The sequence below is a fragment of the Delftia sp. DS1230 genome (assembly GCF_040112715.1).
Classification (GTDB): domain Bacteria; phylum Pseudomonadota; class Gammaproteobacteria; order Burkholderiales; family Burkholderiaceae_C; genus Comamonas; species Comamonas tsuruhatensis.
In genome coordinates, this window is the sequence record NZ_CP157763.1 from 2792405 (window position 1) to 2806904 (window position 14500).

A 14500-nucleotide genomic window follows, 5' to 3' on the forward strand; every position below is an offset into this window, starting at 1 on the left:
GCCTCAGCCGACTGCCGGCGCCAGCGTGCCCTGCCATTCGCGGCGGGCGGCCTGGGCACCGCTTTCGAAGTACTGCGTGTCCAGCGGCACGGGCCGCGCCAGGGCAAAGCCCTGTGCGTAGTCCACGCCCACGGCCTGCAGGGCCTGGGCGATCTCCCGGCTTTCCACATACTCGGCCACCGTGCGCTTGCCCAGGATATGGCCTATGCGGTTGATCATCTCCACCATGGCGTGGTTGCTGGGGTCCTGCAGCATGTCGCGCACGAAGCCGCCGTCGATCTTCAGATAGTCCACGGGCAACTGCTTCAGATAGGTCAGCGAGGACATGCCCACGCCGAAGTCGTCCAGCGCAAAACGGCAGCCCAGCGTGCGCAGGGCCTGGATCAGCCGGGTGGCGCTGGACAGACTGGCGATGGCGCTGGTCTCGGTGATCTCGAAGCACAGCAGCTGCGGCGCGATGCCGTGCGTGCTCAGCTGCGCCTGCACAAAGTCCAGCAGCCCGTCGTCGTCGAGGCTGGGGCCTGACAGATTGATGGCGCAGGTGTCGATATGGCGCAGCGCGGCCGGATGCTCGGCCAGCGTGGCCAGCGTTCTGGCGATCACCCAGCGGTCGACGGTGGGCATGATGCCGTAGCGCTCTGCTGCGGGTATGAACGCGGCTGGCGAGATGATCTGGCCCTGCTCGTCGCGCAACCGCAGCAGCACCTCGAAATGCAGGCCGCGCTGGCCATCGGGCTGCAGCGGTGCAATGCTTTGTGCGTACAGGCAAAAGCGCTCCTGCTCCAGCGCCGTGCGTATGCGCGTGACCCATTCCATCTCGCTGACGTGGCGGGTGTATTCGCCGTCGTCGCTGCGGTAGACATAGATGCGGTTGCGGCCGCGCTCCTTGGCGCGGTAGCAGGCCATGTCGGCCATGCGCAGCAGGTCCTGGGCCGACTGGACCTCGCCGCCGATGTGGACCAGTCCAATGCTCAGTCCTGTGCGCAGCACCTGCTTGCCCCAGTGCACGTGCAGGGCTTCGGCAGCCTGGCGCAGCTTTTCGGCAATGCGCAGCGCGGGCTCGGGCGGACAGTTCTCCAGAAGAACGCCGAATTCGTCGCCGCCCAGGCGGGCCAGGGTGTCTGTCTCGCGCAGGTTGTGCAGCAGCAGACGGCTGACCTCGCACAGCATTTCATCGCCCGCCGGATGGCCGCAGGTCTCGTTGATGAGCTTGAACTGGTCCAGATCCATGTACAGCAGGGCTGCGGGCCGCAGCCTGTGCTGGCCCTGGTTGAGCAGGCGCTGCAGGCGGCGCTCGAATTCCACGCGGTTCTCCAGCCCGGTCAGGCCGTCATGGCTGGCATGCCAGGAAAGCTGGTCCAGATACTGCTGCTCACGCGAGACATCCCTGAGCACGATCACCGCACCTGCCGGGCGCTCCCCGCCGCCGCTGATGGCCGAGCCCATGAGCTTGACCGGCACGATGCTGCGGTCATGGCGCCGCAGCCACCGCGTGTGCTCTTCGCGCAATTGCCGACCCGACAGCAGATGGGTCAGCAGGCTTTCCGCCGTCTGGGTGGTGTCAATGCTGTTGAAATGCAGGCCCTTGGCCAGGTGCCGTCCCTTGAGCTGCTGCTCGCTGCTGCCCAGCAGGCCCAGCGCGGCAGGGTTGGCATAGTCCACCACGCCCTGGGCGTCCGTGGTGATCACGGCATCGCCCAGCGATGCCAGCGTGGTCTGGGCCCTTTCCTTTTCGGTCAGCAGGTCGTTTTGCACCTGCTGGCGCTGCTGCAGCATGCGCCGCGTATGCCAGAGCGCCACCAGGATCAGCGCCACGCCCAGCATCAGGTGAATGCACTGCAGCCACACCACCATCTGCCGGGAGCTGCGGCCCAGCGAGGCGCTGAACTGCTGGGTGGCGGGTGTGACGCCGGCGTTGATCTGCTCGATCTCGCGCTTCCAGGTGATGACGTCCTCGGCGCTCACGCTTCCCACGGTGTGGCGCTGCTCTATCTCCTGCGCCAGCCGGTCGAGCTGCTGCAGGTACTGGTCGCCCTGCTTCCAGTAACGATAGGGCTCCTCCAGCAGTTCGACATGGCGAAAAGTCTGCATCAGCCAGATCAGCGCGTCGGCATCGTCCGGGTGGTTGCCTCCCAGCAGAATGCCTGCGCGCGCGTCCTTGACCCTGGCCGGCACATCGTCCAGCGCCATGCGGGCCTGCCAGTCGCCTGCAGGAACGATCATGGCCTGCTCGAAGCGCGCCAGGTCGCGCGCCGAGCCGCTGTCCACATAGCGGCTCAGGGCGTAGATGGCATCCTTCTGTGCCTTGGACCACAGGCTTTCTCCGGCCACGAAGGCGCGCACCGCAGACACAAGGTAGAGGCTGCCGCTGGCCATGACCACCAGCACCACGACCACCAGCACCAGGGGCCAGATGCGCTGCACCAGCTGCAGTACCGGCACATGGGCTGGGGGCTGGCTTTGCATAGGCGGTGGACGGAAGGGGGACCCGGCGGCGGCCTCAGGCGCTGGCGCCGATGCGCTGCAGGCCAGGCGCTGAGTGGCTAGGTGGCTGACGCATCCCGGATAGCGGGGCGGTCGATGGATGTTCTCGAACCATGGGGCTGCCTCCAGATGAGCCGATTATGGGTGTTTCCAGATGTGTTCGGGTTGTCTGGTTGTATGCGCAGCTCTGATTTAAGAGGAGCAGGCTATCGCGGTAAAGAGGGTCGTCGGCAGCAGCATGTTCATACTCAGCGGGCAGCCGCGACCCAGGCGGCTTGTAGGTCGTGCGCAGATGCTGCCTTTCGGCATTCGCCTACAAGCGGCGCGAGGCCGCTGGCTGAGCGGCGAGCGGATGCAGGGGCAGGTCGTGGCGCTCGGCCAGGTCTGCCAGTTCGGCGCAGGACAGGGCAGCCAGGAAGGCTTCCAGGGCCGCATGCGTGGCCGGGTTGCGCATGCAGGCGATGCTGCCATCGCCCGGCACCGATGCTGCTGCGCACAGGCGTGCCGCGAAATGCGGCTCCAGTGCCGCCACGGCCACCGAACCGTCGGCGCAGGCATAGACGCGATAGCCTGCGTGTGCTCCGCCCACATCTCCGTCGGGCCGGGTCAGGCCCCAGTGCCAGGGCAGGGCCAGCCATTGCGCGGCCTGTGCCAGTCCTGTTTCCTGGAGGTTGCCGTGGCCGCTGCGCTGGCGCAGCAGCCAGGCCTTGAGCACGGCCTCGCTGGCCATCAGCGCGCCAGCCATGTCGGCAAACAGGCTGGGTGGCATGGCGCCGCCCTGTACCAGCCCCGCCTCGGCCTGATAGGTCAGGTCATGGCCCGGCACATCGGCCAGGGCTCCCGCGCTGCCGACGATGCGCACCAGCGACAGCTGCGGATGGCGCTGCTGCAGCGACGCCCAGTCCAGCCCCAGCTTGGCCAGCGCGGCGGGGCGGAACGAGGTCAGCAGGATATCGGCGCTGTCCAGCGCCTTGTGCAGCGCGGCCTGTCCGTCCTCGGTCTTGAGCTGTGCCTGCCAGACCGCGATGCCCTGGTGCATGTCGGAATAGGCCTGCGGGCTGTAGAGCGCCATCGGGTCCGCGCCGGCAGGCCCTGGCTGCGCAGAGGGCGGCTCCAGCTTGCTGCACTGCGCGCCCATGGCCGCGCAGCGCATCAGGGCGGCGGGACCCGGCAGGTTCAGTGCCAGGCTCAGAATGCGTACGCCGGACAGGGGCAGCCCGTCTGCAGGCGAGGAGGTGAAGGGAGTGAGGCAGGCGTAATCTGGCATGGGAATGGAGCGTCTCGTTCTTCATTCGATGTTTCGGCTGCCCGCATGATCGCACCGGTACCCGCGCAGCCCTGGCGCATACCGGACTGCCAGGATGCAAAAATCGCCCGCACAAAGAAAATGCCGCCAGGGCAGGGAGCGCTGGCGGCATGCCTTCTCACCCGGCGCAGGGCCAGGTGGCTGGAGTGGCGGTCAGACCACCTTGGCGATCGACTGGCAGACGTAGTCGATATTCTTGCTGTTGAGCGCGGCCACGCACATGCGGCCCGTGTCCGTGCCGTAGACGCCGAACTCGGTGCGCAGGCGCACCATCTGGTCCTTGCTCAGGCCGGAGTAGCTGAACATGCCGATCTGCGTGGTGATGAAGCTCATGTCCTGCTGGACGCCGGCAGCCTTCAGGCCATCGACCAGCTTCTGGCGCATGGCCTTGATGCGCACGCGCATCTCGCCCAGTTCCTTTTCCCACAGGGCGCGCAGCTCGGGGTTGTTCAGCACGGCCGCCACCACGGCGCCACCATGGGTGGGTGGGTTGGAATAGTTGGTGCGGATCACGATCTTGAGCTGGCTCAGCACGCGGGCCGCCTCTTCCTTGTCGTTGGCGACCACCGACAGTGCGCCCACGCGCTCGCCGTACAGGCTGAAGCTCTTGGAGAACGAGGTCGAGACGAAGATGTTCAGGCCGGCGGCCACGAACTTGCCGATCACGGCGCCGTCTTCGGCAATGCCGTGGCCAAAGCCCTGGTAGGCCATGTCAAGGAAGGCCACCAGGCCCTTGGCCTTGACGGCGGCAATCACCTGGTCCCACTGCTCGGCCGTGATGTCGTAGCCGGTCGGGTTATGGCAGCAGGCGTGCAGCACCACGATGGTGCCAGGGGCCGCTGCGTTCAGGTCGGCCAGCATGCCTTCGAAGTTCACCTTGCGGTTGACGGCGTCGTAGTAGGCATAGGTGCCCACCTCGAAACCGGCGTTCGTGAAGATGGCCTTGTGGTTTTCCCAGCTCGGGTCGGAGATCAGCACCTTGGCAGCGGGGCTGATCTTCTTGAGGAAGTCGGCGCCGATCTTCAGGCCGCCGGTGCCGCCGATGGCCTGCACCGTGGACACGCGGCCGGACTTGACGACGTCGGACTCGGCGCCGAACACCAGGCCCTTGACTGCGGCATCATAGGCAGCGATGCCGTCGATGGGCAGGTAGCCGCGGGCCGTGGGCTTGTCCATCATCGCCTTCTCGGCGGCCTGCACGCACTCGAGCAGGGGCAACTTGCCGTTGTCGTCGAAGTACACGCCCACGCCCAGATTCACCTTGCTGGGGTTGGTGTCGGCAGCGAACTGCTCGTTCAGACCCAGGATGGGGTCGCGGGGGGCCATTTCGACGGCGGTAAACAGAGACATGAAGCGTCCTTGGGATGTCTTGGGAGGTGGAAAAAACGCGGCTAGCCCCAAGCTGCGGTAGGCTTTCGGGTTAACCCATGAATTCTAGCGATCTCGCCGGCCGATACCCACTTTTGCGAACCCACGTCATGCACGAAGTCTCTGATTCCTCTCCAGCACCTGCGGCCTCGGGCCAGTTCGTGCATTTCGCGGACTCCCCCTTCGAGCTGTTCCAGCCCTATCCACCGGCTGGCGACCAGCCCGCCGCCATTGAGAAGCTGGTCGAGGGCATCCAGGACGGTGAATCCTTTCAGACCCTGCTGGGCGTGACGGGCTCGGGCAAGACCTTCACCATGGCCAACGTGATCGCCCGCCTGGGTCGTCCGGCCATCGTCTTCGCACCCAACAAGACACTGGCCGCACAGCTGTACAGCGAGTTCCGCGAGTTCTTTCCCAAGAACTCCGTCGAGTACTTCGTCAGCTACTACGACTACTACCAGCCCGAGGCCTACGTGCCCCAGCGCGACCTTTTCATCGAAAAGGACAGCGCCATCAACGAGCACATCGAGCAGATGCGGCTTTCGTGCACCAAAAGTCTCATGGAGCGGCGCGACGTGGTCATCGTGGCCACGGTCTCGGCCATCTACGGCATCGGCGAACCCGAAAGCTACCACCGCATGATCATGACGCTGCGTACCGGCGACCGCATCAACCAGCGCGACGTCATCGCGCAGTTGATCCGCATGCAGTACCAGCGCAACGACCAGGACTTCAGCCGCGGCAAGTTCCGCGTGCGCGGCGACACCATCGATGTCTTCCCCGCCGAGCATTCCGAGCTGGCCATCCGCATCGAACTCTTCGACGACGAGGTTGAAAGCCTGCAACTGTTCGACCCGCTCACGGGCCGCGTGCGCCAGAGCATTCCGCGCTTCACTGTCTACCCCAGCAGCCACTACGTCACGCCGCGCGACAAGGTGCTGGCCGCCGTGGAAACCATCAAGCTGGAACTGGCCGAGCGGCTCAAGCAACTGGTGGGTGACGGCAAGCTGGTCGAGGCCCAGCGCCTGGAGCAGCGCACGCGCTTCGACCTTGAAATGCTCACCGAGGTCGGCCACTGCAAGGGCATCGAGAACTACACGCGCCACCTCTCCGGCGCAGCCCCGGGCGAGCCGCCCAGCACATTGACCGACTACCTGCCCAGCGACGCGCTCATGTTCCTGGACGAAAGCCACCAGATGATCGGTCAGCTCAACGCCATGTACAGCGGCGATCGCTCGCGCAAGACCACGCTCGTGGAATACGGCTTTCGGCTGCCGTCGGCGCTGGACAACCGGCCGCTGAAATTCGAGGAATTCGAGCGGCGCATGCGCCAGGTCATCTTTGTCTCGGCCACGCCGGCAGACTACGAAAAAACCCACTCAGGTCAGATCGTGGACCAGGTTGTGCGCCCGACGGGGCTGATCGACCCCGAAATCGAAGTGCGCCCAGCCACCAACCAGGTGGATGACGTGCTGCAGGAAATCCGCCTGCGCGTCGAGCGCGGGGAGCGTGTTCTCATCACCACGCTCACCAAGCGCATGGCCGAGCAGCTCACCGACTACCTGAGCGAAAACGGGGTCAAGGTGCGCTATCTGCACTCCGACGTGGAGACGGTGGAGCGCGTGGAGATCATTCGTGACCTGCGTCTGGGCGTCTTCGACGTTCTCGTGGGCATCAACCTGCTGCGAGAGGGCTTGGACATCCCTGAAGTCTCGCTGGTCGCCATCCTCGATGCCGACAAGGAAGGCTTTCTTCGCGCCGAGCGAAGTCTCATCCAGACCATCGGCCGCGCAGCACGCAACCTGCACGGCAAGGCCATCCTCTACGCGGACAGGATCACGGAGTCGATGAAGAAGGCCATCGGCGAGACCGAGCGCCGCCGCGCCAGGCAAATGGCGTTCAACGAGGAAAACGGCATTGAGCCCAAGCAGATTGTCAAGCGGGTGAAAGACCTGATTGATGGTGTCTACAGCGAAAAAAGCGGCAAGGAAGCGGAACGTCTGGAGGCCAATCAGCTCGAAAGAGCGCGTGTCGAGGACATGTCCGAAAAAGATGTGGCCAAGGAAATCAAGCGTTTGGAGAAGCAGATGCTTGAACATGCGCGCAGCCTGGAGTTCGAACAGGCGGCGCGGGTGCGCGATCAGCTGGCACTGCTCAAGGAGCAACTGTTCGGAGGCTCTTCCGCGCAGGTTTCCTGAGGCGGTGCCTTGTCTGAAGCCTGTTGGCTCTTGTTACCCGACAAAATTGATGGGGAATGTGGTACACTCAGGGTCAACACTCAACAACAACAAAAACTTCGATGAAAAGAAGGGCTCTGAACCTTTTGAACAGGACGGAGTAAGGGCGGAGACTGTGCCCAACTCCAGTCAAATCGCTGGAGCGGGTGTTTCTGTAACGTACAAGCCTGACTGAAGGAGCTCGTAATGCGTCTCACCACCAAAGGCCGTTTTGCGGTCACTGCCATGATCGATCTGGCCCTGCGCCAGAACAATGGCCCTGTTACGCTGGCTGCCATCAGCCAGCGACAGCAGATTTCCCTGTCGTATCTCGAACAGCTGTTCGGCAAGCTGCGCCGCCATGAACTCGTCGAGTCCACCCGTGGACCCGGCGGCGGCTACACGCTGGCCCGCAAGGCTGGCGACATCACCGTGGCCGACATCATCGTCTCCGTGGACGAGCCCATTGACGCCACCCAATGCGGCGGCAAGGAAAATTGTCTGGGCGAAGCAGGCCGCTGCATGACGCATGAACTGTGGGCGGCATTGAATCAGCGCATGGTCGAGTTCCTCGATTCCGTGACGCTGCAAAAGCTCGTCGACGAACAATTGGCCAAGGGCATCCAGATCGAGGACAAGCCCGTAGTGCGTCGTGCGATTTCCACGGCCCCCGTGGTCAAGCCCATCCGCGTGAATGCACCGAACTCGGTATTCGCGCTGGGCAACGCCTTCGCCAAGTCCTGATCGACTTTTGACACCCTGAGGGCAGGGCGCCGCTGCGCATGGCTGTGTGGCGCGGTGCTGCCCGCCCGGATGGATTCACCGGAGTTCATCGCCTTCCCGATTTTTGCCAGCCGGAACTTTGATAAGAGCCAGTCATGGACATGACCCCGCATTTCCCCATCTATCTCGACTATGGCGCGACCACTCCCGTGGACCCTCGCGTGGTGGACGCCATGATCCCATGGTTGCGTGAGCACTTCGGCAACGCTGCATCGCGCAGCCATGCCTGGGGTTGGGAGGCCGAAGAGGCCATCGAGAAGGCCCGCGGCCAGGTGGCGGATCTGATTGGCGCGGATCCCCGTGAAATTGTGTGGACCAGTGGCGCGACCGAGTCCATCAATCTTGCCATCAAGGGTGCGGCGCACTTCTATCAAGGCAAGGGCAAGCATCTGATCACGCTCAAGACCGAGCACAAGGCCGTGCTCGACACCATGCGTGAACTCGAGCGCCAGGGCTTTGAGGTGACCTACATGGACGTGCAGCCTGATGGTCTGCTCGACATTGAGGCCTTCAAGGCCGCGCTGCGCCCCGACACCATTTTGGTCAGCGTGCTCTTCGTAAACAACGAAATCGGCGTCATCCAGGACATTCCCACCATCGGCGCGCTGTGCCGCGAGAAGGGCATTCTGTTCCATGTGGATGCTGCGCAGGCTACGGGCCGCGTGGAGATCGACATGTCCAAGTTGCCGATCGACCTGATGAGCATGACCGCGCACAAGACCTACGGTCCCAAGGGCGTGGGTGCCCTGTACGTGCGCCGCAAGCCGCGTGTGCGCCTGGAGGCGCAGATCCACGGCGGTGGTCATGAGCGTGGCATGCGTTCGGGTACGCTGCCCACGCACCAGATCGTCGGCATGGGCGAGGCTTTCCGCATCGCCAAGGAAGAGATGGTCGAGAGCAATGCCAAGGCCTATGCGCTGCAACAGCGCCTGCTCAACGGTTTGAAGGATCTGGAACAGGTCTTCATCAACGGCAGCATGGAGCACCGTGTGCCTCAGAACCTGAACATGAGCTTCAACTTCGTCGAAGGCGAGTCGCTCATCATGGGCATCAAGGGGCTGGCAGTGTCGTCGGGCTCCGCTTGCACTTCGGCCAGCCTGGAGCCCAGCTATGTGCTGCGTGCCCTCGGTCGCAGTGACGAGCTGGCGCACAGCAGCCTGCGCATGACCATCGGCCGTTTCACGACCGAGGAAGAAATCGACTACGCGATCAGCACCATCCGCACCAATGTGGTCAAGCTGCGCGAACTCAGCCCGCTGTGGGAGATGTACAAGGACGGCATCGACCTCAGCACCATCCAGTGGGCGGCGCACTGAGCGTCGGCCGGCACGCGAATCAAGTATTGAAGAGGTAGACATCATGGCTTATTCCGACAAAGTGGTAGACCACTATGAAAACCCCCGCAACGTGGGTTCGTTCGACAAGAGCGACGAATCGGTGGGCACCGGCATGGTCGGCGCGCCTGCCTGTGGCGACGTGATGAAGCTGCAGATCAAGGTCAACCCCGAAACCGGCGTCATTGAAGATGCCCGTTTCAAGACCTATGGCTGTGGTTCGGCAATCGCCTCGTCTTCGCTGGTGACCGAGTGGGTCAAGGGAAAGACGCTGGATGAAGCGGCTGCGCTGAAGAACAGCCAGATCGCCGAAGAACTGGCCCTGCCTCCCGTCAAGGTGCACTGCTCCATCCTGGCCGAAGACGCCATCAAGGCCGCAGTGGACGACTACCGTGCCAAGCGCACTGCGGTGGTGGCCGCCTGATATGGCGATCTCGCTGACCGAGTCCGCGGCCCGCCATGTGAGCCGCTACCTGTCGCGCCGCGGCAAGGGCATCGGCGTGCGCCTTGGGGTCAAGACCACGGGCTGCTCCGGGCTGGCCTACAAGCTGGAGTATGTGGACGAACAGTTGCCCGAGGATGTGATCTTCGAGGACCACGGCATCAAGGTGCTGGTCGACCCCAAGAGCCTGGCCTATATCGATGGCACGGAACTGGACTTTGTGCGTGAAGGCTTGAACGAAGGCTTCAAGTTCCACAACCCCAACGAGCGCGATCGCTGCGGCTGCGGCGAGAGCTTTCGCATCTGACCGGCATTTGCCGGGGGGCCAGGCTCTGGTGGCCTGGCGGCATGCCCGGCAGGCCCTGACTTTTTACTCCCTCAAGAGGCCGCCATCGCTTCGGTGCTGGCGGCTTTTTATCGACATGAACCTGCAATCGGACGATTTCGAGCTGTTTGCGCTGCCGCGCCAATTTGCGCAGGAGCGCAGCACCATTGACGCGCGCTGGAAGGAGTTGCAGCGCGAGGCCCATCCTGACCGCTTTGCCTCGCAGGGCGCAGCTGCGCAGCGTGTGGCCATGCAATGGTCGGTGCGCATCAACGAGGCCTATCAACGGCTGAAAGAGCCGCTCAGGCGAGCAGCTTATCTTTGCGAATTGCTGGGTGCACCCGTGCGTGCCGAGGACAACACCTCCATGCCCACCGCCTTTTTGATGCAGCAGATGGAATGGCGCGAGGCGCTGGACGATGCGCAGGACGAGGCGGCCTTGGACGCGCTGGACGGCGAAGTGTCGCGGGCCAGAAAGAGCATGCTGGCCGAATGCGGCCGCCAGCTCGATGAACTGCACGATCCCCAGGCGGCCGTGCAGCAGGTCAGAGCCCTCATGTTTGTTGCGCGATTTGCGCAGGACATAGAGCGTCGCCGCGATCAACTGGGACAATAGTCCGCGACCCGAACCTCCCACGAGAGTCCCTCATTCACAAGGCAGGCCGGCCGGCCCGGACCTGCAATTTCCCCGAGTATTTCCATGGCGCTTTTGCAGATTTCCGAACCCGGTCAGTCCCCCGATCCCCACCAGCGACGCATTGCCGTGGGTATCGACCTGGGCACCACCCATTCGCTGGTCGCCGCAGTCCGCAATGGCGTGGCCGAATGCCTGCCGGATGATCAGGGCCAGGTACTGCTGCCTTCCGTCGTGCGCTATCTGCCCCAGGGGCGCCGCGAGATCGGCTACGCCGCGCAGGCGGCGCTGTCCACCGATGCGGGCAACACCATCGCCTCGGCCAAGCGCTTCATGGGCCGTACGCTGGCGGACATCGACGCGCCGGAGAAGCTGCCTTACCGCTTTGCTGAGCAAGAAGCCGGTCGTGGCGTGATCGGGATCGAGACCATCGATGGCACGAAGACCCCCGTGGAAGTCAGCGCCGAGATCCTGGCCACGCTGCGCTTTCGCGCCGAGGACACCTTCAACGACGACATCCATGGCGCGGTCATCACCGTGCCAGCCTACTTTGACGACGCGCAGCGCCAGGCCACCAAGGATGCGGTCAAGCTCGCCGGCATCAACCTGCTGCGCCTGATCAACGAGCCCACGGCTGCCGCCATTGCCTATGGCCTGGACAACGGCTCCGAAGGCGTTTACGCCGTCTACGATCTGGGTGGCGGCACTTTCGATATTTCGGTCCTGCGCCTGTCCCAGGGTGTGTTCGAGGTCGTCTCCACGGGGGGGGACTCGGCCTTGGGTGGCGATGACTACGATGCGGCACTGGCTGAGTGGGTGGCCCAGCAGACCGGCGTGGTTCCGCAGACCGCCGAGGACAAGGCCCGCTGGCGTATGGCGGCACGCCTTTGCAAGCAGGCATTGACGGATGCTCAGGCCGCCACGTTCACGGCAGAGCTGTCCACCGGCACTGTGCATTTCGATGTCAAGCGTGGCGACTTCGATGCGAGCACGGCCCATCTGACGGCGCGCTCGCTGGCGGCGGTGCGCCGCGCACTCAAGGACGCTGGCCTGACGCGCGACGAGGTGCAGGGCGTGGTCCTGGTCGGTGGTTCCACCCGCATGCCCCAGGTGCGCGAGGCAGTGGCCCAGTTCTTTGGCCGCGATCCTCTCGTCAACCTCAATCCCGATGAAGTCGTGGCGTTGGGCGCTGCCATTCAGGCCAATCAACTCGCGGGCAACAGTTCCAGCGGCGACATGCTGCTGCTGGATGTGATTCCCCTGTCGCTGGGTGTGGAGACCATGGGCGGCCTGGTGGAGCGCATCATCACGCGCAACGAGACCATTCCCACGGCCCGCGCCCAGGACTTCACCACCTACAAGGACGGGCAGACGGCCCTGGCCATTCATGTGGTGCAGGGTGAGCGCGATCTTGTGGCGGACTGCCGCAGCCTGGCGCGTTTCGAACTGCGCGGCATCCCGCCCATGGCAGCCGGCGCGGCGCGCATCCGCGTGACCTTCACCGTGGATGCCGACGGCCTGCTGTCGGTGGGTGCCAAGGAGCAGATCAGCGGCGTCGAGGCGCATATCCATGTCAAGCCCTCGTACGGCCTCTCGGACGACGAGGTTGCCCGCATGCTGCAGGACGGCTTTGCCACGGCCCAGCAGGACATTCAGGCGCGCGCGCTGGTGGAGGCGCGTGTCGATGCCGACCGCATGCTCATGGCCACGGAGAGCGCGCTGCAGGCCGATGGCGATGTGCTGGCTGCAGACCAGCGCGCAGCCATCGACGCTCTGGTCGACGCCCTGCGCGCCAGCGTGGGCTCCGAGGATGCCGCCGTCATCGAGGCCGCAACACAGGCGCTGGCCAAGGGCACGGAGTCCTTTGCCGCCGAGCGCATGAACCGCAGCATCCAGCAGGCCCTGGCCGGCAAGAGCGTGCAATCCCTTTCCTGATTTCTGATCCGAACGCAGATCCGCCATGCCCGTTATCAAAATACTTCCCCACGCCGAATACTGTCCTCAGGGTGCCGAAATCGAGGCGCCTGCCGGCACCTCCATCTGCGAGGCACTGCTGGACAACAACATCAAGATCGAGCACGCCTGCGACATGAGCTGTGCATGCACCACCTGCCACGTGGTGGTCAAGGCAGGCTACAACTCGTTGAACGAGGCCGAGGAAGAGGAAGAAGACCTGCTGGACCGCGCATGGGGCCTGCAGCCGCAGTCCCGCCTGTCCTGCCAGGCCATCCTGGCGCGCGAGGACGTGACCATCGAGATTCCCAAGTACTCGCTCAACCACGCCAAGGAAAACCACTGAGGACCCAGCACATGTCGCGTCAAATCATTCTCGACACGGAAACCACGGGCCTGTCCGCCGACAACGGCGACCGGCTCATCGAGCTGGGGTGCGTGGAGATGGTCAACCGCAAGCTGACCGGCAACAACCTGCATCTGTACTTCAATGCGGGGCGCGACAGCCATCCGGACGCGCTGCGCGTGCACGGCATCACCACCGAGTTCCTCAAGGACAAGCCTCGCTTCGAGCAAAAGGTCGATGAGATCTGGGAGTATCTGCAAGGCGCTGAACTCATCATTCACAACGCGCCTTTCGATCTGGGATTCCTGAACAAGGAGCTGGAGCTTGCCAACCGCCCGCCGATCAGGCAGTGCGTGAGCGGTGTCATCGACACCCTGGTCATGGCCAAGGAAATGTTCCCAGGCAAGCGCAACTCGCTGGACTCGCTGTGCGACCGCCTGGAAGTGGACAACTCCGGGCGCACGCTGCACGGCGCCTTGCTGGATGCGGAACTGCTGGCCGATGTCTACATCAACCTCACGCGAGGCCAGGAGGCCCTGCTGATGGTGGAGGAGCCGGCCCAGTCCGAGGGCGGCCTGGTGGTCGCGCAGGTCGATCTGCGCAGCTTCAGGCTGCGCGTGGTGAGCGCCAATGATCAGGAGCTGGCCGCGCACGAGGACGTGATGGTGCAGATGGATAAATCGAGCGGCGGCAAGACAATTTGGCGCAGCTTCGAAAATCAGTCCTAGAAGTTATGACATAATCTAAGTCTTGTCGCAGTAACGACATATGGGTGATTAGCTCAGCGGTAGAGCACTGCCTTCACACGGCAGGGGTCACATGTTCGATCCATGTATCACCCACCAGTTTTTCCAGGGAAGCGGGCCTCACAGCCGGCTTCATGGGTGATTAGCTCAGCGGTAGAGCACTGCCTTCACACGGCAGGGGTCACATGTTCGATCCATGTATCACCCACCAATTTTTTCCAAGGAAGCATGGCCTCGCAGCCATGCTTCACGGGTGATTAGCTCAGCGGTAGAGCACTGCCTTCACACGGCAGGGGTCACATGTTCGATCCATGTATCACCCACCAATTTTTTCCAAGGAAGTACGGCCTCGCAGCCGTGCTTCACGGGTGATTAGCTCAGCGGTAGAGCACTGCCTTCACACGGCAGGGGTCACATGTTCGATCCATGTATCACCCACCATTCAAGCCCTCCTGAAACTTGTTCAGGAGGGCTTTTCCGTTTTGGTTGCTCCCATTTGTTCCAGGTCCTGGATATTCCAGTGCAGCCCGGTGATCTGCGGCGTATTCGTATCTGGCGCGGTC

The 14500-nt window shown here is 63.6% G+C and carries 12 protein-coding genes and 4 tRNA genes; 13 read left to right on the plus strand and 3 right to left on the minus strand.

Going from position 1 to position 14500, the window contains the following annotated elements; all coding sequences use genetic code 11:
- Nucleotides 1–3 precede the first annotated feature (3 nt).
- The 3 genes from AAN986_RS12500 to AAN986_RS12510 all read right to left on the minus strand — a co-directional run bounded on the left by AAN986_RS12500 (nucleotide 4) and on the right by AAN986_RS12510 (nucleotide 5140).
- Nucleotides 4–2466, minus strand: a complete 2463-nt coding sequence (locus AAN986_RS12500) for an EAL domain-containing protein (protein WP_043790148.1) — start codon at nucleotides 2464–2466, stop codon at nucleotides 4–6.
- Between the two features lie 331 nt (nucleotides 2467–2797).
- Nucleotides 2798–3751, minus strand: coding sequence for a CoA transferase (locus AAN986_RS12505; RefSeq protein ID WP_047217013.1), 954 nt, complete (start codon nucleotides 3749–3751; stop codon nucleotides 2798–2800).
- 192 nt (nucleotides 3752–3943) lie between these two features.
- On the minus strand, nucleotides 3944–5140 hold the full coding sequence (locus AAN986_RS12510; RefSeq protein WP_016447126.1) for an amino acid aminotransferase: 1197 nt from the start codon (nucleotides 5138–5140) through the stop codon (nucleotides 3944–3946).
- 128 nt (nucleotides 5141–5268) lie between these two features.
- Here AAN986_RS12510 and uvrB point away from each other — a divergent pair, with 128 nt between their 5' ends.
- The 13 genes from uvrB (at nucleotide 5269) to AAN986_RS12575 (ending at nucleotide 14378) form a co-directional block, all read left to right on the plus strand.
- Nucleotides 5269–7356, plus strand: coding sequence for an excinuclease ABC subunit UvrB (uvrB, locus tag AAN986_RS12515; RefSeq protein WP_016447125.1), 2088 nt, complete (start codon nucleotides 5269–5271; stop codon nucleotides 7354–7356).
- A gap of 225 nt (nucleotides 7357–7581) precedes the next feature.
- A complete protein-coding gene (gene iscR, locus AAN986_RS12520; protein ID WP_012205825.1) occupies nucleotides 7582–8118 on the plus strand; it encodes a Fe-S cluster assembly transcriptional regulator IscR in 537 nt (178 codons plus the stop codon).
- Nucleotides 8119–8252: 134 nt separating this feature from the next.
- A complete protein-coding gene (locus AAN986_RS12525) occupies nucleotides 8253–9473 on the plus strand; it encodes an IscS subfamily cysteine desulfurase (protein ID WP_017403940.1) in 1221 nt (406 codons plus the stop codon).
- Between the two features lie 43 nt (nucleotides 9474–9516).
- Nucleotides 9517–9915: a Fe-S cluster assembly scaffold IscU gene (gene iscU / locus AAN986_RS12530; protein WP_016447123.1), complete on the plus strand. Its 399-nt coding sequence runs from the start codon at nucleotides 9517–9519 to the stop codon at nucleotides 9913–9915.
- 1 nt (nucleotide 9916) lies between these two features.
- Nucleotides 9917–10240 carry an iron-sulfur cluster assembly protein IscA gene (gene iscA, locus AAN986_RS12535; RefSeq protein WP_016447122.1) on the plus strand — a complete coding sequence of 108 codons (324 nt, stop codon included), beginning with the start codon at nucleotides 9917–9919 and terminating at the stop codon, nucleotides 10238–10240.
- A 115-nt stretch (nucleotides 10241–10355) separates the two neighbouring features.
- Nucleotides 10356–10874, plus strand: coding sequence for a Fe-S protein assembly co-chaperone HscB (gene hscB / locus AAN986_RS12540; protein WP_047217014.1), 519 nt, complete (start codon nucleotides 10356–10358; stop codon nucleotides 10872–10874).
- Nucleotides 10875–10958: 84 nt separating this feature from the next.
- Entirely contained in the window at nucleotides 10959–12827 is a 1869-nt protein-coding gene (hscA, locus tag AAN986_RS12545) for a Fe-S protein assembly chaperone HscA (protein WP_047217015.1), read from the plus strand.
- Between the two features lie 25 nt (nucleotides 12828–12852).
- Nucleotides 12853–13191: an ISC system 2Fe-2S type ferredoxin gene (gene fdx / locus AAN986_RS12550; protein WP_013802212.1), complete on the plus strand. Its 339-nt coding sequence runs from the start codon at nucleotides 12853–12855 to the stop codon at nucleotides 13189–13191.
- An 11-nt stretch (nucleotides 13192–13202) separates the two neighbouring features.
- Nucleotides 13203–13919: a DNA polymerase III subunit epsilon gene (dnaQ, locus tag AAN986_RS12555; RefSeq protein ID WP_016447119.1), complete on the plus strand. Its 717-nt coding sequence runs from the start codon at nucleotides 13203–13205 to the stop codon at nucleotides 13917–13919.
- A gap of 42 nt (nucleotides 13920–13961) precedes the next feature.
- Nucleotides 13962–14036, plus strand: a tRNA-Val gene (locus AAN986_RS12560).
- A 37-nt stretch (nucleotides 14037–14073) separates the two neighbouring features.
- Nucleotides 14074–14148, plus strand: a tRNA-Val gene (locus AAN986_RS12565).
- Nucleotides 14149–14188: 40 nt separating this feature from the next.
- A tRNA-Val gene (locus tag AAN986_RS12570) sits at nucleotides 14189–14263 on the plus strand.
- A 40-nt stretch (nucleotides 14264–14303) separates the two neighbouring features.
- Nucleotides 14304–14378 (plus strand) — tRNA-Val (locus AAN986_RS12575).
- Nucleotides 14379–14500 lie beyond the last annotated feature (122 nt).

Bases quoted from the DNA above. Each gene is read 5' to 3' on its own strand.
- AAN986_RS12500 (WP_043790148.1), bottom strand. From the start codon at position 2,466: ATGCAAAGCCAGCCCCCAGCCCATGTGCCGGTACTGCAGCTGGTGCAG.
- AAN986_RS12505 (WP_047217013.1), bottom strand. From the start codon at position 3,751: ATGCCAGATTACGCCTGCCTCACTCCCTTCACCTCCTCGCCTGCAGAC.
- AAN986_RS12510 (WP_016447126.1), bottom strand. From the start codon at position 5,140: ATGTCTCTGTTTACCGCCGTCGAAATGGCCCCCCGCGACCCCATCCTG.
- uvrB (WP_016447125.1), top strand. From the start codon at position 5,269: ATGCACGAAGTCTCTGATTCCTCTCCAGCACCTGCGGCCTCGGGCCAG.
- iscR (WP_012205825.1), top strand. From the start codon at position 7,582: ATGCGTCTCACCACCAAAGGCCGTTTTGCGGTCACTGCCATGATCGAT.
- AAN986_RS12525 (WP_017403940.1), top strand. From the start codon at position 8,253: ATGGACATGACCCCGCATTTCCCCATCTATCTCGACTATGGCGCGACC.
- iscU (WP_016447123.1), top strand. From the start codon at position 9,517: ATGGCTTATTCCGACAAAGTGGTAGACCACTATGAAAACCCCCGCAAC.
- iscA (WP_016447122.1), top strand. From the start codon at position 9,917: ATGGCGATCTCGCTGACCGAGTCCGCGGCCCGCCATGTGAGCCGCTAC.
- hscB (WP_047217014.1), top strand. From the start codon at position 10,356: ATGAACCTGCAATCGGACGATTTCGAGCTGTTTGCGCTGCCGCGCCAA.
- hscA (WP_047217015.1), top strand. From the start codon at position 10,959: ATGGCGCTTTTGCAGATTTCCGAACCCGGTCAGTCCCCCGATCCCCAC.
- fdx (WP_013802212.1), top strand. From the start codon at position 12,853: ATGCCCGTTATCAAAATACTTCCCCACGCCGAATACTGTCCTCAGGGT.
- dnaQ (WP_016447119.1), top strand. From the start codon at position 13,203: ATGTCGCGTCAAATCATTCTCGACACGGAAACCACGGGCCTGTCCGCC.